At 41.2% G+C, this 25,527-nt stretch carries 27 protein-coding genes; 11 read left to right on the top strand and 16 right to left on the bottom strand.

What is annotated here, in order from left to right; genetic code table 11:
• Nucleotides 1–8 precede the first annotated feature (8 nt).
• From BN6556_RS12580 to BN6556_RS12560, 5 genes are all read left to right on the top strand, one after another.
• A complete protein-coding gene (locus BN6556_RS12580) occupies nt 9–1,058 on the top strand; it encodes a ribonucleotide-diphosphate reductase subunit beta (RefSeq protein ID WP_066191977.1) in 1,050 nt (349 codons plus the stop codon).
• Between the two features lie 18 nt (nt 1,059–1,076).
• Nucleotides 1,077–1,520, top strand: coding sequence for a flavodoxin domain-containing protein (locus BN6556_RS12575; RefSeq protein WP_066191975.1), 444 nt, complete (start codon nt 1,077–1,079; stop codon nt 1,518–1,520).
• Between the two features lie 147 nt (nt 1,521–1,667).
• A complete protein-coding gene (locus BN6556_RS12570; protein WP_066191973.1) occupies nt 1,668–2,099 on the top strand; it encodes a small multi-drug export protein in 432 nt (143 codons plus the stop codon).
• A 42-nt stretch (nt 2,100–2,141) separates the two neighbouring features.
• Entirely contained in the window at nt 2,142–2,597 is a 456-nt protein-coding gene (locus tag BN6556_RS12565; RefSeq protein ID WP_078060090.1) for a DUF2269 family protein, read from the top strand.
• A 357-nt stretch (nt 2,598–2,954) separates the two neighbouring features.
• A complete protein-coding gene (locus tag BN6556_RS12560) occupies nt 2,955–3,860 on the top strand; it encodes a sensor domain-containing diguanylate cyclase (protein WP_066191969.1) in 906 nt (301 codons plus the stop codon).
• Nucleotides 3,861–3,890: 30 nt separating this feature from the next.
• Here BN6556_RS12560 and BN6556_RS12555 read toward each other — a convergent pair whose 3' ends face one another.
• The 4 genes from BN6556_RS12555 to BN6556_RS12540 form a co-directional block, all read right to left on the bottom strand.
• The gene (locus BN6556_RS12555) at nt 3,891–4,178 is read right to left on the bottom strand and encodes a hypothetical protein (protein WP_066191967.1); all 288 of its coding nucleotides are present in this window, start codon (nt 4,176–4,178) and stop codon (nt 3,891–3,893) included.
• Between the two features lie 18 nt (nt 4,179–4,196).
• Nucleotides 4,197–5,369, bottom strand: a complete 1,173-nt coding sequence (locus tag BN6556_RS12550; RefSeq protein WP_066191965.1) for a pyridoxal phosphate-dependent aminotransferase — start codon at nt 5,367–5,369, stop codon at nt 4,197–4,199.
• A gap of 5 nt (nt 5,370–5,374) precedes the next feature.
• Nucleotides 5,375–6,166, bottom strand: coding sequence for a carbon-nitrogen family hydrolase (locus BN6556_RS12545; protein ID WP_066191962.1), 792 nt, complete (start codon nt 6,164–6,166; stop codon nt 5,375–5,377).
• 78 nt (nt 6,167–6,244) lie between these two features.
• Nucleotides 6,245–6,823 (bottom strand): chloramphenicol phosphotransferase CPT family protein, encoded by a 579-nt coding sequence (locus BN6556_RS12540; protein ID WP_066191961.1) that lies wholly within the window; start codon nt 6,821–6,823, stop codon nt 6,245–6,247.
• Nucleotides 6,824–6,922: 99 nt separating this feature from the next.
• Between BN6556_RS12540 and BN6556_RS12535 the strand changes: the two genes are divergently transcribed.
• Nucleotides 6,923–7,216, top strand: a complete 294-nt coding sequence (locus BN6556_RS12535; protein WP_066191957.1) for a TIGR04104 family putative zinc finger protein — start codon at nt 6,923–6,925, stop codon at nt 7,214–7,216.
• Here BN6556_RS12535 and BN6556_RS12530 read toward each other — a convergent pair.
• From BN6556_RS12530 to BN6556_RS12500, 7 genes are all read right to left on the bottom strand, one after another.
• The gene (locus BN6556_RS12530) at nt 7,213–8,157 is read right to left on the bottom strand and encodes a hypothetical protein (RefSeq protein WP_148436777.1); all 945 of its coding nucleotides are present in this window, start codon (nt 8,155–8,157) and stop codon (nt 7,213–7,215) included. The two genes, BN6556_RS12535 and BN6556_RS12530, sit on opposite strands and share 4 nt — an antisense overlap.
• A 14-nt stretch (nt 8,158–8,171) precedes the next feature.
• On the bottom strand, nt 8,172–9,341 hold the full coding sequence (locus BN6556_RS12525) for a M48 family metalloprotease (RefSeq protein ID WP_066191953.1): 1,170 nt from the start codon (nt 9,339–9,341) through the stop codon (nt 8,172–8,174).
• Nucleotides 9,342–9,417: 76 nt separating this feature from the next.
• On the bottom strand, nt 9,418–10,413 hold the full coding sequence (locus tag BN6556_RS12520; protein WP_066191951.1) for a lipoate--protein ligase: 996 nt from the start codon (nt 10,411–10,413) through the stop codon (nt 9,418–9,420).
• Nucleotides 10,414–11,644: 1,231 nt separating this feature from the next.
• Nucleotides 11,645–13,060 carry a protoporphyrinogen oxidase gene (gene hemY / locus BN6556_RS12515; RefSeq protein WP_066191948.1) on the bottom strand — a complete coding sequence of 472 codons (1,416 nt, stop codon included), beginning with the start codon at nt 13,058–13,060 and terminating at the stop codon, nt 11,645–11,647.
• Entirely contained in the window at nt 13,057–13,992 is a 936-nt protein-coding gene (gene hemH, locus BN6556_RS12510; protein ID WP_066191946.1) for a ferrochelatase, read from the bottom strand. The genes hemY and hemH overlap by 4 nt, the downstream gene beginning before the upstream one ends.
• Before the next feature lie 133 nt (nt 13,993–14,125).
• Nucleotides 14,126–15,157, bottom strand: a complete 1,032-nt coding sequence (gene hemE, locus BN6556_RS12505; RefSeq protein ID WP_066191944.1) for a uroporphyrinogen decarboxylase — start codon at nt 15,155–15,157, stop codon at nt 14,126–14,128.
• A 110-nt stretch (nt 15,158–15,267) separates the two neighbouring features.
• Complete coding sequence (locus BN6556_RS12500) at nt 15,268–17,442, bottom strand: transglycosylase domain-containing protein (protein ID WP_235817524.1); 2,175 nt, start codon at nt 17,440–17,442, stop codon at nt 15,268–15,270.
• A gap of 897 nt (nt 17,443–18,339) precedes the next feature.
• Here BN6556_RS12500 and BN6556_RS12495 point away from each other — a divergent pair.
• Complete coding sequence (locus tag BN6556_RS12495; RefSeq protein ID WP_066191942.1) at nt 18,340–18,813, top strand: hypothetical protein; 474 nt, start codon at nt 18,340–18,342, stop codon at nt 18,811–18,813.
• Nucleotides 18,814–18,845: 32 nt separating this feature from the next.
• Here BN6556_RS12495 and BN6556_RS12490 read toward each other — a convergent pair whose 3' ends face one another.
• The gene (locus tag BN6556_RS12490; protein WP_235817523.1) at nt 18,846–19,325 is read right to left on the bottom strand and encodes a thioredoxin family protein; all 480 of its coding nucleotides are present in this window, start codon (nt 19,323–19,325) and stop codon (nt 18,846–18,848) included.
• Between the two features lies 1 nt (nt 19,326).
• A complete protein-coding gene (locus BN6556_RS12485) occupies nt 19,327–19,758 on the bottom strand; it encodes a disulfide oxidoreductase (protein ID WP_066191940.1) in 432 nt (143 codons plus the stop codon).
• 319 nt (nt 19,759–20,077) lie between these two features.
• Between BN6556_RS12485 and BN6556_RS12480 the strand changes: the two genes are divergently transcribed.
• Nucleotides 20,078–21,241 carry a M20 family metallopeptidase gene (locus tag BN6556_RS12480; RefSeq protein ID WP_066191938.1) on the top strand — a complete coding sequence of 388 codons (1,164 nt, stop codon included), beginning with the start codon at nt 20,078–20,080 and terminating at the stop codon, nt 21,239–21,241.
• Between the two features lie 37 nt (nt 21,242–21,278).
• On the opposite strand, the gene BN6556_RS12475 is transcribed toward BN6556_RS12480, so the two are convergent.
• Together BN6556_RS12475 and BN6556_RS12470 are read right to left on the bottom strand one after the other, a co-directional pair.
• Nucleotides 21,279–22,487 (bottom strand): ABC transporter permease, encoded by a 1,209-nt coding sequence (locus BN6556_RS12475; RefSeq protein WP_066191937.1) that lies wholly within the window; start codon nt 22,485–22,487, stop codon nt 21,279–21,281.
• Entirely contained in the window at nt 22,480–23,226 is a 747-nt protein-coding gene (locus tag BN6556_RS12470) for an ABC transporter ATP-binding protein (RefSeq protein ID WP_066191934.1), read from the bottom strand. The genes BN6556_RS12475 and BN6556_RS12470 overlap by 8 nt, the downstream gene beginning before the upstream one ends.
• 250 nt (nt 23,227–23,476) lie before the next feature.
• Here BN6556_RS12470 and BN6556_RS12465 point away from each other — a divergent pair, with 250 nt between their 5' ends.
• Both BN6556_RS12465 and BN6556_RS12460 read left to right on the top strand, forming a co-directional pair.
• Nucleotides 23,477–23,896 carry an HIT family protein gene (locus tag BN6556_RS12465; RefSeq protein WP_066191933.1) on the top strand — a complete coding sequence of 140 codons (420 nt, stop codon included), beginning with the start codon at nt 23,477–23,479 and terminating at the stop codon, nt 23,894–23,896.
• A 67-nt stretch (nt 23,897–23,963) separates the two neighbouring features.
• A complete protein-coding gene (locus BN6556_RS12460) occupies nt 23,964–24,323 on the top strand; it encodes a YtxH domain-containing protein (RefSeq protein WP_066191931.1) in 360 nt (119 codons plus the stop codon).
• A gap of 28 nt (nt 24,324–24,351) precedes the next feature.
• On the opposite strand, the gene BN6556_RS21955 is transcribed toward BN6556_RS12460, so the two are convergent.
• A complete protein-coding gene (locus BN6556_RS21955) occupies nt 24,352–24,561 on the bottom strand; it encodes a hypothetical protein (RefSeq protein ID WP_148436775.1) in 210 nt (69 codons plus the stop codon).
• A 146-nt stretch (nt 24,562–24,707) separates the two neighbouring features.
• Here BN6556_RS21955 and BN6556_RS12455 point away from each other — a divergent pair, with 146 nt between their 5' ends.
• Nucleotides 24,708–25,247, top strand: coding sequence for a metalloprotease family protein (locus tag BN6556_RS12455; protein WP_066191928.1), 540 nt, complete (start codon nt 24,708–24,710; stop codon nt 25,245–25,247).
• The last annotated feature ends 280 nt before the right edge of the window (nt 25,248–25,527 follow it).

The following is a 25,527-nucleotide window of genomic DNA, read 5'->3' as shown; positions in this document are numbered from 1 at the left end:
TGGGTAGCATGACACAAGTGGATCAAACCCTAAACAGAATAAAACTATTAAATCCAACTCATCCCAATAAATCAACTGGTATTATCAATGGCGAATCTTCTGGTGTACTTAATTGGAATGATATCGCCTATCCACAAATGTATGACTTATATCAAACATTACTGGCGAACTTTTGGAAGGCACAAGAAATCAATATGCAAGATGATATCAAGCAATGGGATAACCTAACTGATATCGAAAAAGATGTTTTCTTACGTATTAATACACAACTTGCTTCTTTAGATAGCTTGCAAACACCAACCATGTCACATGTCATGGACTATGTAACTGATTCCAGCTTTAAGGCAATTTTTGCGGTTATCTCACAACAAGAAGCGGTACACAACGAATCGTATTCTTATATTTTGAGTTCTTTAGTCCCTATCAGCGAGCAAAACAAACGGTTTAATCAAGCAAAAGAGGATCCAATTGTCCAGAAAAGAAACCAATTAATCTTAGATAGTTATGAGGCATTCCGGGAGCAACCTACGCCACAGCGTTTATTTGAATTAGCGATTAATTCGATTAATCTGGAGGGTATTTATTTTTACGCTGGTTTTGCCTTCTTCTATCATCTTGCACGGCAGCAAAAAATGTTAAAAACAAGCACCATGATTAGCTATATTCAGCGTGATGAGATGCAGCATGCCTATTTTGTCGCACAGTTTGTTCGTATTTTATTGACCGAAAATCCAGAACTAAATACACCCGAAAATATCCAGTATGCCTATGATACAATCAATCGAGCGGTAGAGCTAGAGAAGGAATGGGCAGATTACATTCTAAAGGATATCGAAGGGATTGACCTGGACGAATTCCATGGTTATGTCGAATATTTAGCCAACAAACGATGTCGTCAAATTGGTTTAGATAACTATTATCCAGATCAAGAAAATCCTATGCAGTGGATTCATGTGTTTAGTGATGAAATGATGAATGAAACAAAATCAGATTTCTTTGAACAAAAATCAAGAACGTATACAAAAGTTTCTTCTTCCAATGGATTTGATGAATTATAATAAAGGAGGTGTTGCTGTATGAAGGCTGCAGTTATTTATACATCAGTTACTGGCAATACAGCGACATTAGCAGAAATGATTCATGAACATATGGAAAAACGCGGCGTGGTAACCGACCTAATCCCCGTAGATGATTTTAATCCCGCTCAACTAACGGATTATGACATCATTGCGGTCGGTACGTATTCTTGGGATAACGGGGAGCTGCCAATGGAGATGGAAGAGCTATTTGAGGCATTTGAAGATGAAGATGTCCAACAGATAACAACTGGTGTATTTGGCACTGGTGACAGTTTCTTTGCCAGCTTCTGCGGTGCTGTCGATCTTTTCCGTGATATGCTCTATGCCCAAAGCAACCTAGCGGTCACGCTGAAGGTGGAACTCACTCCCCAAAAAGGGGATATCAGCAAATGTGATACATTTTGCGATCGTTTGACTAGCCGAGTAGCTGTTACTTCCTAGTCAGTTGGCATTCGTTGCATATAGTGAGTAAGTGTTGAATAATTGATTTTGTGCTATAATAGATATTGTCTGAATGCCCGAGCTATTGCCATACCGTGGTGATAGCCTTCTTTTTTTATCTATTGGAACATAAGGAGGATTTTCTATATGATCGAGTACTTGCTTGTATTATTAGGTGCAGCGATTCCCTGGCTGGAGATCGCTTTGGTTATACCGGTAGCGATTGTGACCGGGTTAAACCCTGTGCTAGTGGTTTTAGTGGCCTTTATTGGCAATATGATCACTATCTTCCCTTTAATTATTGGCTTTGATAAATTGAAGCAATGGCTGATGAAAAAACAAAATAACAATTCGAAACGTTCCGCACGAGCTCGTAAACTTTGGGATAAATATGGATTGCCAGGTATGTTATTACTGGGGCCCATCTTAATTGGTTCTCATATAGCCGCTTTTATCGGGATGACCTTAGGTGCTAGCAAACAGGCAACCATGACTTGGTCCATCATCAGTATAGCAGGCTGGTCCCTCGTCTTCGGACTCGTAACAGCATTAGGGTTCGACCTGTTTGTCCAGACATAACATCAGAAATATTTGTTAATTACTTTACTAATGGAGGGCATAATGATGACGTTCTACAACATCCTGATATTGATTCATATTATATCGGCTATCATCGGGATTGGGCCAGGTTTTGTGCTAACAACCATCGTGAAGCATGCCCATACCATGACAGATATTCGTTTTGCCTTCACGGTCAAGCGTCGTCTGCATCATTTCATCCAAGTCGGAGGAGCTCTATTATTGTTGTCTGGATTACTGTTAGGTGTTATAACCCCTTCTCTTTTTCAACAAGGCTGGTATCTAACGAGCCTTGTCCTGTATCTCCTCGTGCTTATCTTAGGCGCTACCCTTTTGCGAAAGATCTCTGCCCCCATCAGACAGATGCTGGCGGATCAAACCTTAACGGAGACGCCAGCTTATTATCATGAGTTGAGGAACAGACTATTACGAGTCGAGTACGCTGTCAACGCGCTCTTGCTTGTCATTATACTGTTGATGGTACTCAAGCCATTCTGATACAACATGTTTCCCATACTCTGCATCTCAAAATAATAAGATAATAAGAAATCAAAAGCCTATTCAAAGCGGCAATCCCCTATCAACACGATCAGTTTGGAGTTTTTCATTTTATTATAGTTATGGGATGATTTCTCCATAGTAGCAGCTCCTATTCATTAGATATGATTCGCTATAAGTTGGCTTTCCAACGCATTAAAAACGAAAGAAATTGTCAAAGAATCGCTTTTCATGTTGGCACCTGCATGATTTTGTCCATGAATAGTTATTGTTTACCGTTGTTTCGTCTATTATAATAAGGGTATATCATGCTTTATGACCACGCTTAAACTCCTATTATTTAGCCTGGAGGTTATTATGGAAGGAAATGCTTTGGATAACTTGCTGGAACTTGTGAACAATGCACTGCCTGATAATCAGCTATATATCGGGCGTATCGACGGAGATACTTTTACCTTATTACGCATTCTCGATCAGGGTGATACCAACTTAAAAGCTTATGAAAATAAACCGATTGCCTTATCAGAAACATACTGTCATCAAGTATTTATCACGAAAGCACCTGTTATGATCAAAAATACCGCAGCAAATCGCAAAACCAAGAGCTTGCCATTCACCAAACAGTTGGCATTCCGCTCTTATGCAGGCGTGCCAATTTATTATCAAGATGGAAGCCTATTTGGATCATTATGTGCCATCAACCTCAAGCCCGGGCAATTTGATCATCACACGATGGAAGTGTTAGAAAAGTTTTCGCGGCTCTTTGCCCATCTAATGGAACTAGAAAAACAAGCCAAACAAGATATGTTGACCAAAACCTACAACCGTCGTTATTTGCACGAGTATTTTGAAAAGGCCTCCATCAAAGGTACCTTGCTATCGATTGATTTAGATGGTTTTAAAGAGGTAAATGATTGTTATGGACATGCTGCTGGGGACGAAATCTTAATCGAGGTAACCCGCCGCTTAGAGCAGAACCTGCGTGAGCAAGATAGGCTATTCCGTTTGGGCGGGGATGAGTTTATTATCATTCTGCCTGGGTCACCGAATGAGTCTTTTTCTCGTACCTGTGCCCAAGCCATCATTGCTTCCTTGTCTGAATGGAGTGATTTCTCACCTGCTATCGATATATCAGTCAGTATTGGCATTGTCCATTATCAAAATAAACAGTCATTAAAAAAATTATTGCAAATAGCAGATGAGGGGCTTTATCAAGCAAAACAACAAGGCAAGGGAAAATTCACGATGATGCCGAGTGGATAACAGGTAGATCGGCTTGTTTGCCATTATCCATTAATAAGCAGACAACAATAGCGATAAAGCCAACAGTCCAAATACAATGATAACAAGCCACGATTTTTTATCCCATACTTTTGTTTTTTGATAGTAATAGATATTATCTATTATCAACGTCACGACAAGAAGCAGATTAGCTAACCCTACGTAAATCGGATCAAATTCTTGTATTATACCATAGATTAAAAAACCGACCATTGCCATGGCAGTGATTAATTGAACCGCCAGCAAAGCTTTTGGCTTCGGATATTTGATGCGTTTATCATTCTCAAAGAAAATCCCCATCGTATACTCCCTTTCTATTTAAAACACGGATAATGCCCCAACTCTTTGACAGGCTTCTTGTAATCGGTGGGGTTCATCCAATAAACCTATCCGCACAAACCCTTCACCTGTTTCACCAAAACCATTACCAGGTGCGACAACCACATGTGCTTCTTCCAGCAGTAAGTCAGCAAATGCTTCGGAGCCATAGCCTTTAGGCACGGGCATCCATACGAAAAAGGAGCCCTGAGCTGTTCCACCTTTCCAGCCTATCGCTTCAGCTGCCTGTAAAAAGGTATCCCTGCGTTCCCGATAGGTTCGATTCAACTGTTCCATGGCTGTTTGACCATGGTCTAATGCCTCTTTAGCGGCCATCTGAATGGCACCAAAAAGGCTGACATAATAATGATCCTGTATCAATTCCAATGCCTTGATTACTGATGGGTTACCGATTGCAAAGGCAACACGCCATCCCGCCATATTAAACGACTTCGAAAGGGTATACATCTCCACCCCAACCTCTTTTGCACCTTCTGATTGCAGGAAACTTTGCGGTTTGCTGTCTTCAAACCCAATCGAGCCGTAAGCAAAGTCATGGACAACACAAATGTGATGCCGCTTAGCTACCTCGATCGTTTCATCAAAAAACGCTTTTGTCGCAGTAGCTGCCGTAGGATTATTGGGGTAATTCAAAAACATTAGCTTGGCCTGCTCTAAATCAGTGGCGGCCATTTGCTGATAATTCGGAAGAAATTGTCTCTCCGCTTTTAGAGGCATATAAACCGCTTCAGCACCCGCTAAGCTAATACCAGACATATAATCAGGATAACCAGGATCAGGAACTAACACTTTATCACCAGCGTTTAACAGGCATTGGCTTATTTCCACCAAACCTGTCTTGGAACCAAATAAAATGGCCACCTCTGTCTTCGGATCCACCTCTACCCCATATTCTCGCTGATAAAAATCGGCAATCGCTTCTTTTAAAAAGGGAAATCCTTGAAAAGGGGCATATTTATGAAATTTGCGATGAGTGGCAGCCCGCTGTAAAGCCTCCACAATAAAATCGGGTGTAGGCAAATCGGGATTGCCTTGTCCCAGATTAATGACATCGTGCCCTTGTTGGATTAAGTTTTGCGTTTTTTTAACTAATTGAGCAAAAAATTGTTCCGGCAATCGTTTTAATGCCGCTGCATATTCAAACTCGATCATTTACTTCACTCTCCATACAGTTCAGGTACCCTGCTGTCAAACACAGGAATATTTTTTCTCATAGTTGCCACTTCTTCCAGGTCGATGGCTGCTTTGATCGTAGCTTCTGTTTCACTGGCACCTTTCTCTACTAATACACCGGCTGGATTAATCACCAAGGAATCACCAGCAAACTGGGTGTCATTACAACTGCCGCTGCTATTGGCTGCCATCATAAAACATTGATTCTCGATTGCTCGTGCATGCAGAAGATAACGCCAGTGATCTTTTCGCGCAGCCGGCCATTGTGCCACGACATGAATCACTTCCGCCTTTTGTAAGGCCAAGTCCCTTAACAATTCTGGAAAACGCAGGTCATAACAAATAGCCAGACCCATCTTGACACCATCTAATGCAAAGACCCGTCCCTTGCGTTCACCACCTTGCAAATAGATCGGTTCATCCAACATGGGTACAAGGTGCATCTTGTCATATTCATAGATAAGCTCACCAGCTCGATTGAAGACATAAGCAGTATTATAGATACCTTTCTTCTTTTGATTGGCAATCGATCCACCTATAATATTCACCTGAAAATCGCGAGCCATGGAGCTTAAAAATGGAATCGTAATTTCTCCGTTTTGGTCAGCGATTTCTTCCAATTGATCCAAGGCATAACCTGTATTCCACATTTCTGGAAGCACCAGTACATCCGGATTGTCTTGCACCATTTGTGCCTCAATCCACTTTGTTATTTTTGCTCGATTGGCTGAAGGATCTGCCACCATCACATCCATTTGATAAATGGCATATTTCATTTGCCTGCACCCCACTTTTGTCTCTTTTCTTTATTGTAAAGCATCGGCGGCCATTACGCGAATAAAGCGTGATTCCCACTATAAAGACCGAAGCTTTTCCTCAATCAACGCTGCCGATTGCGCCGGACTGGACACAGAAGTATCGATCTCTACATCATACGAATGTCCGTCGTGAACTGCATGCTGCCAGCGCTGTACAGGTAATGGGATCGTCCCATCTTCTTGATAACCAGCACCCCATGTAGCTAACCTGCGCTTCATAATGATATCAATCGGGCAATGAATCCCTACCAACAACACAGGAAGCCCTTGCAAAATTGCCCGACAACATGAAAAGATGTCACGCTTTTGCGAATAAAAATCATGATGACCAACGTCTACCACCACATTCAAACCGAGACGGCTATGGGCAGCAATCGATTGATATAACCCTTGATACATTTGCACAATAGTCTCTTCCAAATCCGGTCGTTCGCCTCCAGGACGCAAGCCGATGCCTGGTTGAAATTGCTGAGGGATCATTTTCATATAATGATCCACACCAATATTAAGCCATACCCCTGGAAAAGTGGCTTGTATTTCTTCTACAATCGATGACTTCCCCGAACGTGGCGGTCCATTCAAAATCACGATATGACCGTACGCATCACTCGACAAATTGACCCCTCCTACTTGCCGTCATTCCGGCATTTTCATTAGACTTTTCGTTCTTTTTTTCATATACTTGATAAAATAAGGAAAAAGGAGTGCCTCATCATGCCTACCTGTCCCTCGTGCCAAAGCAAATGGAATTGGAAGCAGACTATGAAGGCTTGGATGACCTTTGACCACGGCTTATGTTGTCCAATTTGTCATCAAAAACAATTCCCCACCAGAAAGACAAGAACATACAGCTTCTTCTTATCGATCATTCCATCGATGGCTCTGGTGCTGCTTTTGTTTGATGTGCCTGCTAGATGGGCAATCAGTTATCTGATCATTAGTGCTCTCATTGTTCTCATGATCTATCCTTTTACCCTGACACTTACTGAGGATGAGAAAATCTATTAATGGGCATGAATCACAAGCTCTTCCCACTGTTTATCCGCATCGGCGATCGTCTGATTGATTTCTCGATTTAATTCCTCCAACTGGACCAAGGTACGCTCTACTTGACCATGCATTTCATCCACCTGTTCTGCTGACTGATTAATTTTATCTTGCACAAACCAGTCGACAATTAATCCATCGAGAAAATAATCGGCAAAAGTGAGCCCACCTGAGATATTCATATCTGCTTGAAAGCTTTGCCCGATATCATTTAATTCATAAGAAAATTTCCGCAGCAAACGCTGTGCATCATGCGAAGCTTGCTTGGCATCATCGATATGACCATGCTTTATCGCTGTGGTAAAGGGGCCGCCTCCAATCATATCGGCCGCTCCCCAATTCTTTGCCTTAGATAAGGCCTCCTGCGTCTCTGCAAGCTTTTCCCTTACCTTCATACCTGCGTCCACGGCTTCCGCTATTTCCGTTTGCTCATCCTTCATATCTCCCAGTTTCTCCAAAATAGTTAAGGCCTGTTGACCTGTCTCATGGCCCATATCCAGTAAATGCTGATATCTTTCATCTAACAATTGCTGATAGCGCAAATCCGGCTCGCCTAGCTCCGAAATCTTGCTTTGCACATGATGCCTATCCTCTTTCAAATCGGCAACTGACTCCCGCGCCTCTTGATACTGTAGTTGAACCTTGGTAACATCTTGCTTCTCTTGATCCAATTTATCTTCCTTTTGACCAATCAATGTATAAAATAGATTGGTCAAGCTCACGGATTCTAGTTTCTCCACATCTACTTTCTCTTCTTGGAGTTTGGCATGATAATCTGCTTGTTGCTGTTCCAAAGAATCTAACTCAATCGTGAGATTTTTTTGTTCTTGCTGGAGCCGCTGCAGCTTTCGTTTGTCTTGCTGTGCCTTCGTTATTTTTTGATAAAGTGTATCCATATTCATCACCTCTCTCTTTGTTACGAATCATTATTCTGTTTTGTTTCACGTTGATCCATTTCTTCTCGTACGCTTTCCATCCGATCCGCTAAGGAAGGGTGGCTCGATCGAAAGAACGCAATCCATTCAGCAGGCTGAATATCCGCCTTTGACTGTTCGGCCATCTGCTGGTAACTGGCCAAGGCAGGCTCCAGATTATCGGTATGCTCAATCGCATAAGCGTCTGCCTGTTTTTCCATTAATCGTGAAACCGATAACTCGATCGGTCCGGCAAGCATCAAGATCACAACTGTTATCGTCAAAAGCCGGGCCAGGGCAGGTATTGTATAAGTCTTTCGCCACCTTTTAGTCCATTGCTGCAAAGCGAGTAAGATAAGCAGACTGCCTAGCAAATATAAACCTACTCCCCAATAGACATGATGGAATAAATAATGGGCAATCTCATGCGCCATAATATAAAGCACCTCATCTGTTTCCATACCGGCTACTGTCGTATCCCATAGGACAATCCGCATATGGTCAAAAATGCCATTCACGTAGGCATTATAGGTAGAAACTTTCTCGCTTTTGTTGACGACTAACAGGGTCGCATCCGCGATGTCCGCTTCCGTCAATAATTCCTCTATTTCCATGCGTAGTTCTCCCTGTTCCAATGGAGAAAAATCATCAAATAACGGGTCAATCCAAATCGGCTGGATAAACGTAATAAAAAGCACCACTGGTATCGCCAATACCCATACGATCATTCCCCACCACGCCGGCCATTTCTTGATGATCCACTGCACCACGCATACAATCAGCGAGAGAGCAAACCAAAAAAGCAGGCTATTTAATATACTGTCGGTTAACCAAGACCAAATCGTTTGCGTTCGTACCCCTTCATGAATCCCAATCCAATACCACACCAGGCGAAAAGGAAAATGGAGCAGGTAATCCAAAACCATTAACAATGTCGTAAAGAGGATTGCTTTTCTGAACAAAGAGGGCATGTCGTCCAGCCTTTGCAGTATCTTTGTTTTCGTTTGCAACACATATAACAACAAGAGCTGCAGCGGCCACATGGCAAAGAAAAAAGCATGGGCCAATGCACCATAACGAGTGTCCCCAAAGGAATCTAACGGATAAAAGAAATAAAAATAACCAAAAATAAGGAGGACATAAACCGTGTAAGCAAGTATGATTTTTTTCATCAAACGTCTCCTGCACCTTTATTTTGAGCAAATTAACAATAGCCCCTTATCGAACAAAGATAAGAGGCCATTCCTTCTAATAAATCAAACTTAAAAACTCTTCTTCACTTATTTTACCTAAATAATGAGAAATATCAATATCTTTAACGGCCTCGGAAATCGCCTGACGCTCATAACGAACTCCTTGTAATAACGATTCTAACTCCTTCACATCGCCAACACCAAAGAAATCACCATAAATCGTACATTGCTCAATCATGCCTTTCTGAACATCTAAGCGAAGATCGACCAGACCACCATCGAATTTATGGGAGCGCTGCAGGTTAAAGGCAGGTGATTTACCATAATTCCATTCCCACTTTTGATAACGCTCTTCCGACAATTGATAGATATTAGCCCAATCTTCTTCTGTCAATACATATTGAGGGACCTCTTCAAGGCTTTCCACTTCAAAGATATATCGTAAAATATGCTCTTTTAGCTCTTTCACCGATATTTTTTCATCGACAAATTCCGAGATATTGGCGACCCGACTGCGAATCGATTTAATCCCTTTTGATTTTATTTTTTCTGTTTTGACATTAAGGGAACGTACCACATTTTCTATTTCTGAATCATACATCAAGGTGCCATGACTGAACATACGTCCTTTCGTGGTAAATTGAGCATTTCCGGAAATTTTACGACCGTCTGCGACCAAGTCATTACGACCTTTTAATTCCGCTGGGACACCAAGCTGACGCAGAGCATCCACCACTGGTTCAGTAAACTTGGCGAAATTTTGGAAGCTGTCTCCGTCGTCTTTTGTAATAAAACTAAAATTTAAGTTACCTTCATCATGATAAACTGCGCCACCGCCAGACAAACGCCGCACTACTTTGATTCCTTCTGCTTCTACATAATCGGTGTTAATTTCTTCAATCGTGTTTTGATTTTTCCCAATAATGATGGATGGACCGTTTATGTAAAATAATAAATACGTATCCTCTTCACCGAAATGCTTCAACACATATTCTTCTATAGCCAAATTAACTTGTGGATCGGTAATTCCTTTATTATCAATAAATTTCATTTAAGTATCTCCTTTCGATTCCTTCTTTATTTAGTATAAAAGATGTAGAATCATAACTCAATTTATTTGAAATTGTACTAATACAAACGTTTGATTTTTTCATTTTGTTATAATACAATAAAAAACACAGTTTGATAGATTGCATGTCAAATGGTGTCATTGTGCGGATGATAATCATAGCGATGTTGCTACTATGATTTGCCGCTAACTTGTGTTGTCTTTTGCCTTATACCTTGATGTCTTCATCCCATTTTATCCTGCCCATCACTAGGATGATGTACATTCCCATCCAATCCATAAGAGGTATAGGTGAAAGACACGCATCTGCAGCTATTTATTAGCTGCTTTTTTGTGTTGCCATGAGAGGCAATTCTCTTTTCATGATCACGTCCCAGGCTTCAACCATTGATCCCTTTTATCTTATAATAAAAGTAGATGGTCTCACACGTTTCCATATCTCTAAGAACATTATCACTGGAAAGCTATATTCACCTAAGAAAATCCGAGCAACCCCCGCCCGGCGCTTTACCGACCACTCAAAGTAGCCACTGAACTGCCGATAAGATAGATTATGTAAAGTAGTTTGCTTTCTCTAGTGGTGAGTTTGATCGTTTTATCTGTGCAAAGCAAGCGCTGCGGGAATATGCTACGCTTTCCATGGGGCCGGCTTCAGCTAACTAAAAAGAAGAGCACTTTTTAGTGGATCTTCAGCTCGTCCTGGTCCCATAGGAGTCTCCGCATATTCCCTCCGCTAAGTAAAAGTACAACAATGGTTGTTACTGCTAGAATGAAGGGTTCTAGGTGCCTAGACAGTATTGTAGCAAAAGGAGAAAATCGTCAACTTATTTTTCGGATATGTCATGGATCACGCTACAAAATAATTCTTTCATTTATAAAAACCATAATGTATGATCGAATCATTCTCTGAACAAGTTTATCTAGCATGATGATGGTGCCTAGAATCCTACATCCTAGCAGTCATTCGATTGTAGTGCTACTACCCAGAGGAACCTATTTTCGGAGCGCCATCTAGCACTGACAAACAATCAACTTTACCACATGGAATAATGGAACTAGATACTTTACATAATCTATCTTATCGGTACCACCATTCGTTCAAGGTCAGAATCATTCCAAGACCTATCATTCCAAGGATTTTATGCTTTCCTTGCTTATAAAAAAAGAGCGGATACTTCCCCGCCCTTTTCTGTATTTTATCGATATAAATTTGCTAGATAATTCCTTTTGTCTCCGTTGCCATAAAATCTAAGATATCCTGTACAGCAGCTTCTCCTTGGTCTATACAATCAGGGAGTCCAATTCCTCTATAGGGACTTCCAGCTACAAACACGCCAGGAAGATCCGCTGCCAAATGGTCTTCTAGTTCTTCGACCATTTGTTTATGGTTAATACCATATTGCGGCATCGCGTCATTCCAGCGTGATACGATGGAAAACAACGGCTGCCCTTCGATATTCATAATCTTATTCAAATCATGTAAAACGATCTCTTCCAATGCCTCATCCGATAAATCAACAATATCTTCATCACCAGGTCGTCCAACATAACAGCGCAGCAAAGCCTTACCTTCTGGAGCGACGTTTCCCGGCCATTTTTTATGCGTCCATGTACAAGCCGTGATACGGTAATTACTATTTCGAGATACGACAAATCCCGTACCATCAATATCTTCTTTAATGGCAGAATGATCAAAAGCCAAGGCTACATTAGCGACAGAGGTTGCTTTTATATTGGTTAATTCATCCGCAAAATCAAACGACTTTAATACTTTTTTCATCACCGGATAAGGAGTAGCGATCAGGACAATATCAGATGTCTTGTCAGGACCTTTTTTCATATGCAATTGATAGGCTTCCCCTTGTCTCTCAATACTTTCCACGGTGCTTCCCGTTTGAACAGTACCCTCGGAAAGTTGTGCCTCTATCGCCTGCACAAACGTCTCTAATCCACCTTGAATACTGTAGAATTTGCTTTCTTTTTTCCCAGGAGTCGAGGATGGTGCTGGTAACGTCTTACGCAACCCTTTCATTAAACTACCATATTCTTGTTCCAACTGATAGAAATTTGGAAAAGTAGCCATTAAGCTTAAATCGTCAATATCCCCAGCATAAATCCCTGATAACAATGGCTCAATCAAATTCTCCACTGCTTCATCACCAAGACGACGGCGAAAGAATTTTCCTAACGATTGATCTGCTGCTGCTTCTCCTTTTGGTAAGACGAAATCCATACAAGCCCGTAATTTCCCTGTCATGCTAAACAGACTCGATTGGAGGAAAGGCCTAACCTGTGTTGGTATGCCCATATGCGACCCTTGAGGCATACTATGTAGCTTATCCCCCACTAATATATAGGATTTTCCTGTTCCATTCTTCACAAGTTTATCTCCTATTCCTACATCACGTGCCAGTCTTTCCGCCGATTGTTTTCGAATTAAAAAGGAATCCGGTCCTCGTTCAATTGTAAAACCTTCCCGATGTTCGGTTTGAATCTTACCGCCCAATTTTTGGTTCGCTTCCAATAGCTCCACTCGATAGTCTAGTCGTGCCTCTTTGATTTGTTTCTCCAGATAGTAAGCAGCCGTTAAACCAGTTATTCCGCCGCCTATAATCGTAATTTTTTTCATGAGGTAGCAACACTTTTGGATTTAGACACGACTATTTCAGCGAGCGTATCAATAAATGCTGGTGCGGTATTGGGCATCGGTGGACGATAGTAAGCAGCTCCGATATCATCACAGACCTTCTTACACTCATAGTCATTATCATAAAGAACTTCTAAGTGGTCGGCAACAAAACCAACTGGAGCATAAATAAAAGAGCGATATCCTTTCTGCTCATATAAATCTCTTGTTAAATCCTGAACATCAGGTCCCAACCATGGATCTGGGGTATTTCCTTCACTTTGCCAGCCGATTTCTACATGTTCAATACCTGTCTCTTGTTGAATGCGTGCAGCTGTCGCTTCCAATTGTTTTGGATAAGGATCACCATCTTGCAAAATTTTCTCTGGTAAGCTATGTGCGGATACAATCAGTACAGCCCGATCCTTGTCCTCAATCTTTTGATATTCTTGTTTAATCACATCTGCCCAGTAGCCAATGAATCCATCTGCCAGATACCAGCTCTCAATCGATTCGATCGTAATATGGTGTTTCTTAGCTTCTTCCTGAGCTCGGTCATTATAAGATTTGACACTAAAAGTAGAATAATGTGGTGCTAATACAAGCGAAACCGCCTCCGTGATACCATCCTTAGCCATTTGCTCAACGGCGTCTTCCACAAACGGTTCAATATGTTTTAAGCCCAAATAATGAACGAACTCTACTTCATCTTGCATCTGATTGGCGTATTGTTCAATGGCCTTCGCTTGTTCTCGCGTAATTCGAGCAAGCGGAGAAATTCCGCCAATCGCTCGATATCGCTCCGTTAAATCATCGAGCATCTCCTGCGTCGGCTTACGACCATGGCGAATATCGGTATAATATCGTTCAATATCCGCTTCTTGATAAGGTGTGCCATAAGCCATCACCAATAATCCTACTTTTTTCTTTGCCATAAAGAAACATTCCTTTCTTACTAAATTCATTAAGATGCTTTTTATCATGTATTGTCACTGTTGTCGCTATTTTATTGTTTATTCCATCAACGCTTAAGGTGAACTAGCATAGTCTTGCTATATCTATTTCCCTTTATCTTTGTGAATATTCATGAATAAAAGCCGTCAATTGCTTCAAACGTTCTGGATCCACTTCAGGAACAACACCGTGGCCCAGGTTAAAGATATGAGCTGGTTGTGCTTTTCCTTCATCAATAATCTGCTTCGCCTTTTCTTTTGCCATTTCCCAATCAGATAACAAAAAGGCTGGATCCAAATTTCCTTGTAGCGGCTTGGTAATACCTAGATGACGAGCCTCACTAATCGACAAGCGCCAATCTAAACCAATCACATCAACGGGTAATTCATTCCACTCGTGGATTAAATGACTCGCCCCTACACCAAAGATAATTAATGGAACTTTGAGCTCACGTAATTCACTAAAAATACGCTGCATCACCGGCTTGATATACTTGCGATAATCGGCTGCATGTAATGCCCCGACCCATGAATCAAAAATTTGAATGGCCTGAGCACCAGCATGAACTTGTGCCTTTACATAGCTGATCGTCATATCAGCCAAGACATCCATTAACGCAAACCATGCCTTTTCGTCACTATACATCATGCCTTTCGTTTTGTGGTAATTCTTCGACGGACCGCCTTCAATCATGTAACTAGCCAGTGTAAAAGGGGCGCCGCTGAAACCTATTAAAGGCACATTCAACTGTTCTTTGGTTAACAGACGAATTGTGTCTAAAACGTAAGGCACGTCACTTTCTGCATCAATCGTTCCTAATTTCTCAATATCACGCAATGATTGGATCGGCTGGTCAATCACAGGTCCAATCCCTGATTTGATTTCCACATCGACACCTATTGCCGGTAGTGGGGACATAATATCCTTATAAAGTACAGCAGCGTCCACATCATACATCTCTACGGGCAACCTGGTCACATAAGCACAGAGTTCTGGCTGATGCGTAATTTCAAACAAGGAATACTTTTCCTTTAATTTTCGATATTCTTTTTGTGATCTCCCTGCCTGCCGCATATACCAAACAGGAGTGTAGTCGGTCGCTTCTCCACGAAACGCCTTTAAAATCGTATCATTAAATGTCGTCATTCGTTTCACCCTTTTTTTCTTTCCATTTCACTATAGAAGGTTTGAGCGTTTCTGTATAGTGTTTTTTAAAATGTTCATTAATTTGTACGAATCAGTGTTGTCTATTAAAACTAAAAACCTGCAATGTTCGACGGTTCACCAGTCTGCTTCGTTAATGGGTTATAAGGTACAATATAATATTCTTTTGTCTGAATAAGAGAAAGTAATTGAATCGTGTAATCGCCTTGTCCTTCTATCTCACCAAGCAGCTGATCACCCTCACCATCCCGTTGATAAATGCGATAGACAATGCGGTCATCGTCACCTGTTGTCCAGCTTAAATTCCCCTGTATGATCGAAAAGCCACCAAATTTCAGATTCACCTGCAGGTCATCAATCACTGGCAGGTTTTCAATCGGTTCAGGAAGGTCTTCTACATCTGCTGGCACTTCGAAACTTTCCGCCAACGAAGTGCGTTTATCGATTTCTGTCAGGATGGCTTTCGTTAAGCGAACAGCTGCTTCGGAACCAGTTGTTAAATAGTTATCCTCGGTCGCCTTGTCATAACCGATCCAAGCAGCAGATACATAATCAGGTGTTACCCCGGCAAACCAAGCATCCTTCACTTCTCCAGGTACTTCCGGATGTTGGGTAGAGCCCGTTTTACCCGCGAGTGCTTTATTATATTCACCGGCAGTTCCTGTACCTTCGGTGATAACCGCCTCCATCATTCGAAGTATATTCCAGGCATTCTGTGGTTGAAATACTTGCGCTCGCTTTTGTTCACTGCTCTTTAGTTCCTCGCCCTGTTGTTTATAAATCTTTTGAATACTTTTTGACTGTTGCCATTCTCCCTGGTGAATAAACGTGCGATAAGCCTCGGTAATCTGAATCGGTGTTAAGCCTTTTTTTAAGCCACCTAAAGCCATCGCTAATCCATTGTCTTCTAATGATATATCCATTTTTTCTAAGCTGGATTTACTGTAGTCGATACCAATTTGATCCAATAACCATACAGCTGGTGCATTTCTTGACTGAAGCAAAGCTTGATACATGGTAACTTCTCCTTGGTATTGTCCATCGGCATTATTAACATGATAACCATCATAGTCAATGTCTCGATCAGGCAGAAGATCATACGGCTGGTAACTTCCTTGTTCCAAGGCTGGGCCATATACAGCTAAAGGCTTGATTACCGATCCTGGCTGTTTAGGTGTGAGTAAATGATTGGTATCCCCTAACTGAAAGGAGCGATTTGCGAGCAACACCTTTAATGCCCCTGTCTCTTGATCCATTAATACAAAACTGCTCGACATGTTTTGATTTGATCCAGAGAAAAATTGATCATCCTGCATTTGCTGATAAGCCACTTGCTGCATCTCTAGATCTATATTTACTTCGATCGTGTAACCTCCGCGCTTTAATGCCTCTCTACTTAAATCATATGCTTGTTCTGCTTCTTCTAACACATAGGCAAAATAATCATCCAGCCATGGTTCCCGTTCCTCCGGCTGGTCTGCCACTTTTATTTCCTTGGCCTGTAATTCCAAAAGCTCTTCCGTTGAAATTTCCCCTTCATTAGCCAGCTGCTGCAATACCAAATCTCTGCGCTGTTTGGCCTCCTCGATATCATGATGCGGCGAATAGCTATTGGGCGCCTTCACCATCGCTGCAAGTAACGCCCCTTCATCGATAGTCAAATCAGCAATTGGCTTGTTGAAAAAGTAATCAGCCGCTGTTCCTATTCCGTAAATGCCATGTGCTAAATAAATCTCGTTTAAATATAATTCTAAAATATCAGATTTCGTATAATTCCGTTCTAAATAAACAGAAGCCATCACTTCTTTGGTTTTTCTCATCCAAGACTTGTCATTTTGCAGGAATAAGTTCTTGGCTAATTGCTGTGTAATCGTGCTGCCACCTTCTGCTTTACTCATGGTGATCACATCGCGATAAACCGCCCGTGCTACGGCAGGCAGTGAAATTCCTGCATGTTGATAAAAATCTTGATCTTCTACCGCCAGAAAGGCCTTTTCCACATGATCAGGTATTTGTTCCAATGTGGCGTAATCTCTATTCTCCGTATATAGTTTACCTAATAGTGTCCCATCTTCTGCGACAACGCGAGAGGTTGTTGGTAAGATAACAGCCTTTTCGTCGAATACAAATCGTCCGCCGAATACAATAAACAAATAACCTAACAAGGCAATCAGGAACATGGAAGAAGCAATCAAGACAATCCATTTATATGGTTTGATTTTCTTTATAAAGGCCAGCCAATATTCTTTGATGTTATTATTTTTCAAGCTTGTTCACCACCTTCTTTCCTTAGGATATGTTGTTACCTGCAAAACCATTTATCGAAATCGTATTTTAAGACAAATGTTTGACATCCATCGTGTTGTATATAGCATTTATCTTGACTGATTTCAAAAAAACAAGCGATGGACTTCGTTCTTCGCTGCTAAGCTAAGATTCCAAATACAGCAACTTTTCATGGAATCATGGTGATAGAGACATATGATGATTCCTATTTTTCGTCCTTATTACCAGTAATCAAGCTGCCGATAAGATCGACTATGTAAAATAGTCCATGCAATCATTTGGAGAGATGGAGGAAATAGTTCTTCGTGCAACCAAATCCAAATTTGGAATGTGTTCTTGGGACTTATCTTAGGAAATAGTAATACGGTGGTGCAGACTAATAGAATACTTCATATTTATGATGTAATCTCCCTAATTAATCACAGTTCATATACGTAGAACCTCTAAGCCCTGCAGTGATAAAAATTGTAGCACTGTTACCTAGCGGAGGGAATATGCGGAGACTCCTATGGGAACAGGACGAGCTGAAGATCCACTAAAAAGTGTTTTTCTTTTTAGTTAGCTGAAGCCGTCCCCATGGAAAGCGAAGCATATTCCCGGAGCGCTTGCCTTGCTCAGAAAAAACTGACAAACTCACTGCATGGGAAAATGACTACTTTACATAATCGATCTTATGTCGTTTTGCTATTTTGACGTTATCTCATAACTTCTGTCCAATTTCAAATGCAACACAGCCCTAAATACTATAACAGGCTACCTATCATTCACCTTGCCTAAAAAAAGACAACAACATTATTTTATCATAGAACGCTTGGAATGGACGAATAATATAGATCAAGTTATGATAGGTAACATAATGATAAGAGGAGTGAAAAGACATGAATGGTTATATGACGAACGGAACCTTGGAATACTTGGAGAAAATAAAAGAAAAACAGGCGATCACCCCTTTTCTCATCATGCATAATGAGGTCAAAACGGTAGCTTACTATGAGGATGACCAGCCATCAGCCTTTAGCACAAGCCGTGATTATCACGTTATCGCAACCAACGGCAACCTAACTGAATCCGGATATGCAGTTCTTATCTTTATTCCAACAACAGAAGAAGGCCGTCCCATTTTTGAAATGGAGTATAAAAAAATCGTCCAGCAAGCAAACCGTACGATCGCCGCTCGCTTGTTACGCCCGCAGCACGGCAATACCTATATCTTATTGCTGGAATGGCAAGAGGCTGTCGATTATCAATTGTGGAAATCTGGTACCACATTACCTCATGAAACAAACAGTGATTACATCAAAGGGGCTGCCTACAGTGAAACCTTCCATGTAGGTGAAAAAGAAGAAGACTAGTTATGCCATTCGCATAATTAGTCTTCTCCTCTTTACTCACCAAGTACTTCTTGTTCAAAAAATGACTCAAATGTTTCCTCTGACTGCTCTCCTACAAGGCGTGCCGATTCTTCCCCGCCGCTGTAATGGATCATGGTAGGTGTTGATTGAATTTGGAATTGATCCCAAGCGGCCTGGAATTCCAATAAATTAATTTTCACTAAATCAACCCCCATATCTTCTGCCATTGGTGCCACGATTGGCGTAACACGTTGACAGTGGATACAAGTAGGGCTGTAAAAATAGACAGTCACATCTTCTCCGCTTTCTAAACGATTAGACAATTCTTCTGGCAGGATTTGATTTTGATAATTTTCATCGTCTAACTGATCAATCGTTTCTTGCTGCAAATCCGTTTTATTATAAGGGTTGTCCACCCCATCAAGCTGTTGCGATTGCTGATAGTTAACCACAAATATTAAAGCGGCAAAAATAACCACCAGTATTAATACAAACACAATCATTTTCTTCACTTTAAGCTCTCCTTTGCTGAACAATGACAATGATGTGAATCACCGTAATAACGAGGAAGGCGATCATTGCCTGGAATGGAATCGTTGCAAATCCAAAAAAGTTGACATAAGTCGTATTGCATGGGATCACACCACATGCCCCCCCTGCTTCTTGCATACTGGGTACTTTTTGAACAAGGTAATGATACGTAGACACAAACACGCCAATTGTACTTAAGATTAACCCTGGAAAGGCATAGCGGATGTCCTTTTTATATAAGGCATAACCATAAATAATAACGAGTGGATACATAAGAATTCGTTGATACCAGCATAGTTCACATGGTACAAACTTCATGATCTCCGAATAAAATAGACTTCCTAATGTCGCCACGACACTTTGTGCCCATATGACAAAAAGGAATGTCTCCTGTCGCTTGTTCATCTTCTGCATATTCCCCTTTCCTCATCATTATACATTCCTTGATAGGAAACACAATCAGAACGCACTTTTTTCAATTCTAATCATATGGGAATTCCTTTATCATGTAAAGTAAAGATAGTTAGTAGATTCATTCTTTCATAAACGGGTTAAACAGTGATTGTTCGCCCTCCATAATTGTTGTTAACAGTTACTCTACTTCTAGCCAACTATTTTTTATCCCTATACAGACATCCCCCCTAACAGCAAATATGTTATACTAAAAGAAGATTTCCAGCTAACAGACAGGTTACGAAATGATAAACGAAACTACCCACTATGAGGTGATGAAATGAGAGATATACTTTTTGCCGAACTAGATGCTTTATTTGATGAGATGGTCAAAACAAGGCGCTTTTTACATCAATATCCCGAATTATCTTTTCACGAAACAAAGACATCCGCTTTTATCCAGGAACAGTACCAGCTATTAGATATTCCTTATCGAGCCAATGTGGGCGGCAATGGGGTAATTGCTACATTAGCAGGAAAGAAACCCGGCAAAACCGTGGCATTACGTGCGGATTTCGATGCTTTGCCGATTCAAGATGAGAAAGAGGTTGCCTATAAATCCAAGCATGCCAATGTGATGCACGCCTGTGGACATGATGGACATACTGCCACTTTGTTAGCGGTAGCCAAGGTTCTTAAACAGCATCAGCATGAACTGCAAGGTAATGTTGTTTTTATTCACCAGCATGCGGAAGAACTTGCTCCAGGTGGTGCTAAACCGATGATCGAATCAGGACTGTTGGATAATGTCGATGTCGTCTACGGCACCCATTTATGGACGAGTACCCCTTATGGCGTGGTGGAAAGTGCTCGAGGTAATTTTATGGCGGCAGCCGATCGATTTATTATTGATATCAAGGGAACAGGCGGCCATGGGGCCATTCCGCACCAAACGAAAGATCCGATTGTAGCTGCTTCTGATTTGGTCACCCAGCTGCAACAGATCGTCAGCCGACGGATTGATCCACTGGAAACGGCCGTACTTTCAATTGGGAAATTCCATGCAGGCAATGCCTACAACGTGATTCCTAGCACCGCAACAATAGAAGGTACCGTGCGCACCTTTAATCCAGATATACAGCAATTTATCCGCGAAGAAATTGGCAAAATCACACAAGGGGTGTGTACGGCGCATGAAATAGCGTATGATTATGACTATCTGTATGGTTATCCCCCCGTTGTGAATCACGCAGCAAATGCGGAGAAGGTCATCGCAGCCGCTCAACATGTCAAAAGTGTGGAAAAGGTAGAAATGGTTAGCCCAAGCATGACCGGCGAAGATTTCTCCTATTATTTACAACACAAACCTGGCGCCTTCTTCTTTACTGGGGCGCAAATCAACAATGGTTTTGTACCGCATCATCATCCGATGTTTGATTTTGATGAGCGGGCAATGCTGATTGCCGCCAAGACGCTTGTGGCGGTTACTTTGGAGGAGCAATAGTTGAAAAAGCTGTCCTAACCGAAAGGACAGCTTTTCGTCATGTTTCTATTTTCTTCTGAAGGTACACCGGTACCAGCTGCCAGACAAAAAGCAGGGATAGCACTAGCATGAGTAGCGCAGCAAGCCATTGGCCCATTACCAATAACAAGAGTATAAAAACCACTGCCGCTGACGCTGTCATTTGCTGCATCCAAGATAGAAATGCCTGCCTTCTTTCTTGAAACGGAATCGGATAAAGATCCAACCAGACAATGGTGACATGGTGTTTCCACAATGGAACAATCTGTAAAAAGATCATATAAACAAATAACAAGGCAAAAATAAGTTTGAGCCATTGATTAGGTACAAAATAAATCAGCAAACCACCAATAACCAGTAAACGTAGATAAATGCCCAGATACTCCCCGCTTCTTACGGTTGTAATCCGATACAAATAAGGGTAAGCGGCCGATTGTTTGAATGGAAAACGACTCGTTAATAAACGGACCAGCCAGTGTCGTTTCTTAATCTCTGTTTCCATATGTGGTACATCTGTGAACATATTGGCTAACCGATAAAATCGGCGCATTCTACGGTAATCATTCTCAATCAACAGATCCCAATTTAAGCCTGGATTTCTCCTGCCAACCATAAAATTGGCACCATACAAAAGAGCTAGCAACGCCGTAACTATACATAAGAAAAGGGGCTCCTGTACCACATAAAAATAGACTAGCGTAATAATCAAGGCGGCGCGAACCAGTTTATCTATCCTTCGCAGCTGACGATCTCGCACCCGCAGCATCCACCAATTGGCCATCAGACTCCATGCCTTCACAATCAAGAGCACGATAAACAACCACAAAAATGAACTATCTGGGAAGACCTCAATATATAAAGGGGCCACAGCAATAATCGCTGCTACAAACCAATAAAGCTGAGAAAAAAAACTATATACCAACGCCCGGCGAAAATAACCATGCAGACGGTGTTCGGCCGGAATCAAAAACACGATATCTGCCCTTTTTAATAATAATTGAATCGGGCTGTACATCACAGACAGTCCTAGTACAACTGCAATCACCCATCCAGAAGGAAAATAGTCAGGTATATCCTCTAAAAATTGCTGATAATATACCGACATTGCCCCCACAATAAATACCATAGCAATCACGATATGCCCGGTAACGATATAGCGTAAATATCTACTTAATTCCTTAGAATGAGCAGAGAGCCGCTCCGCAAACATCTGACGGGTATTAAGCATAGGAATCCGCCTCTTTCGTCAGTTGGATATAGAGATCATCCAAGGTTGCCTGCGGGCGGTCAAACGTTTCTCGCAACTCATCTAACGAACCATAAGCACGGATCAATCCATCATGGATAATCACAAACCGATCACAATAACGCTCAGCCGTTGCCAGGATGTGGGTCGACATTAACACCCCTGCCCCCTGCTCTTTCATTTGATTCATTAATTGCAGATACGACTGAATCCCGATCGGATCTAATCCAACAAATGGCTCGTCCACAATATACAAGGCTGGTTCTACTAAAAAGGCACACATAATCATCACCTTTTGTCGCATCCCCTTCGAAAAATGAATCGGAAACCATTTCATTTTCTTCTCCAAACGAAATTCTTTTAATAAAGGGGTTACACGCTCTTGATACACCTCTTCCGACAAGTTATAGGCCATCGCCGTCAGCCTTAGATGTTCTTCTAAGGTCAACTCATCATATAGCACGGGCATTTCCGGAATATAGGAAAAGTGCTGACGGTAACTATCCGGTGTTTCCTGATAGGTTTTCCCTTTTATCGATACCGTCCCCTCTTTCGCTTGCATCAGACCAATAATATGCTTAATCGTGGTACTTTTCCCTGCCCCATTTAGTCCAATCATGCCGACCACCTCATTTGGGTGTACATCAAAGGAAATACCATGTAACACATCTCGATGGGTATAACCACCCTTCAAGTCTTTAATATGTAATAAAGGTTCCATCGCTTACATCCCTTTCATTTGTGCTCTTTTTATTCTATATGGTTCATTTTCACTCATTATACCAAATAATAGTGTGGATAGACATGAATCACTATAGGAATGGAAAAGTTTTAGTGGTTTACTTTTTATTCAGCGTTCAAATCATGTATAATAGAATGGAATAGGAAAACAAACAAAAAGGAGCTGTTTCTTAACGGTTGCTAGCCAATCCTTCCCAATCCACAATATACGAACAAAAGGAGCGATCATAATGACAGCACATGCTGACTGTATTTTTTGCAAAATCATAGCTGGAGAAATCCCGTCCGCCAAAGTGTATGAGGATGATGATGTCTATGCCTTTCTTGATATTAGTCAAGTGACCAAAGGACATACACTTGTTATACCTAAGACACATATCGAAAACATTTATCAAACAGATGAAGCCACTGCAGCAGCGTTATTTTCACGAGTGCCGAAGATTGCCAATGCGTTAAAGCAAGCATTCCAACCAGCCGGGATTAATATCCTTAATAATAATGGGGAATATGCCGGACAATCGGTCTTTCACCTGCATATTCATTTGATCCCGCGATACGATGCCAATGATGGTTATCAACCCAAATGGGTAACACACGAAGAGCAATTTGATTTAGAAGAATTAGCTTCTGCCATTACAACAAATCTGTAAAATTCAAAAATAATGGTTTGATATCGTCAAAAAAAGAGAATGTTATACTTAGAAAGGAGAGTTCGTAATGATGAATGCGAAATCGTTAGTCGTCGGTATTTTAGCTGGAAGTGTAGTAGGTGCAGCAGCTACGCTATTAAGCACACCAAAAGCAGGTAAAGAATTAAGAACGGATGTAAAGGTAAAAGGTGAAGAAGCCAAGCGCTATATCAATCATTTAAAAACAGAAGGAGTAGACTTAAGAGAGCAGATCTCCAAGACCTCCAAAGAAGGGGCTGCCCTCATTAAGGATCTAGCGGCCGACATCAAAGAATCGATTGAAACATGGAAAAAAACTGTGGAGCCCCATCAAAAAAACATCCAAAAATATCTGACACAAATTGAAAAAAGTCTCAAAGAATTAGAAGATAAGACAAAAGAATCTTAAATAGAGCCAGCGACTGCTGGCTCTATTTTTAATAACACGGAATGACGGACATTTGGGCGCATTTCCCTCGGATTTTGGCCGTCATTTTCGGAATGACGGACATTTGGGCGCGTTTCCCTCGGATTTTGGTCGTCATTTTCGGAATGACGGACGTTTGGGCGCGTTTCCCTCGGATTTTGGCCGTCATTTTCGGAATGACGGACATTTGGGCGCGCTTACCTCGGATTTTGGTCGTCATTTTCATTTTATAAACAAAGGCAGTTCAAATTGGAAGCGATTACTTATATTTTTTTTGAAAAACTATTGATTTTCGTGTGGAAAGGTACTATAGTCATATTGGCAGAAACAAACAACGATATATTTTCTTGGTGAGGAGGGGTCTTGATGAATTGTTGGGATTCCATTAGTGTTGGGAAACAATTAGGGCTTTATCGCAGTATTTTATTATCTATTCTTTTGGGTCTTTTTTCTTTTATTATTTTATATTTAGGTTTCCATGCCATTCATCAAGAAGTAGCTATCCAAGATACCGGGTGGTTGCCTTTAATCATTGTGTTGGCCTTGTTACCTTTATTACACAAAGTATTACGGATACTTCCAATAAAATTGGCACATCGACAAGTGAAGTTTCAATGGAAAAGGAGTTATTGGTTTTTTCCAAATTTCCAGATGTGTTATCATACGAAGATTAGAAAAAGTCTTTTGCTGTTTGCTTTAATTACACCGACTATCGTAATTGTCATACCTTGTCTAGTGGCAAGCTATTTGCTGCCAAGCTACTATCTATACTTTTTAATAATTAGCGCCATTACCATCAGTCTTTCTTGGCCAGATTATATTTATATTCATTACTTGCGAAAGGCTCCAAAAAAATGTATGGTATCTAATGATAATAAGGGGTATAATATTTTAGTTCATCAGTAGAAAAAGACCGTGATGATTTGGACAGCGCTCCAGAATAGTTGACTGGAGCGCTTTTATAACCAGTCAGATTTAGCAACTGCATTTCCTCTATACTATTCCGCAGTGCAAGCCTTATCGTTTTAATGATATGTCACAAGTTGAGAAAGCGCCTTCTTTAAAGCGATTAATTCAACTCCATATGGTGAATTTTCTGTCGGTGTTGGGAAAATGAGTAGGTATCTACTGTTCAAATCATGATTTTTTTGTTAAAGTAAGGAAAGGAGCTTAAGGGGGTATATCG

The sequence above is a fragment of the Gracilibacillus timonensis genome (assembly GCF_900086715.1).
GTDB lineage: Bacteria > Bacillota > Bacilli > Bacillales > Amphibacillaceae > Gracilibacillus > Gracilibacillus timonensis.
This window is presented reverse-complemented; position numbering and strand designations above follow the sequence as displayed.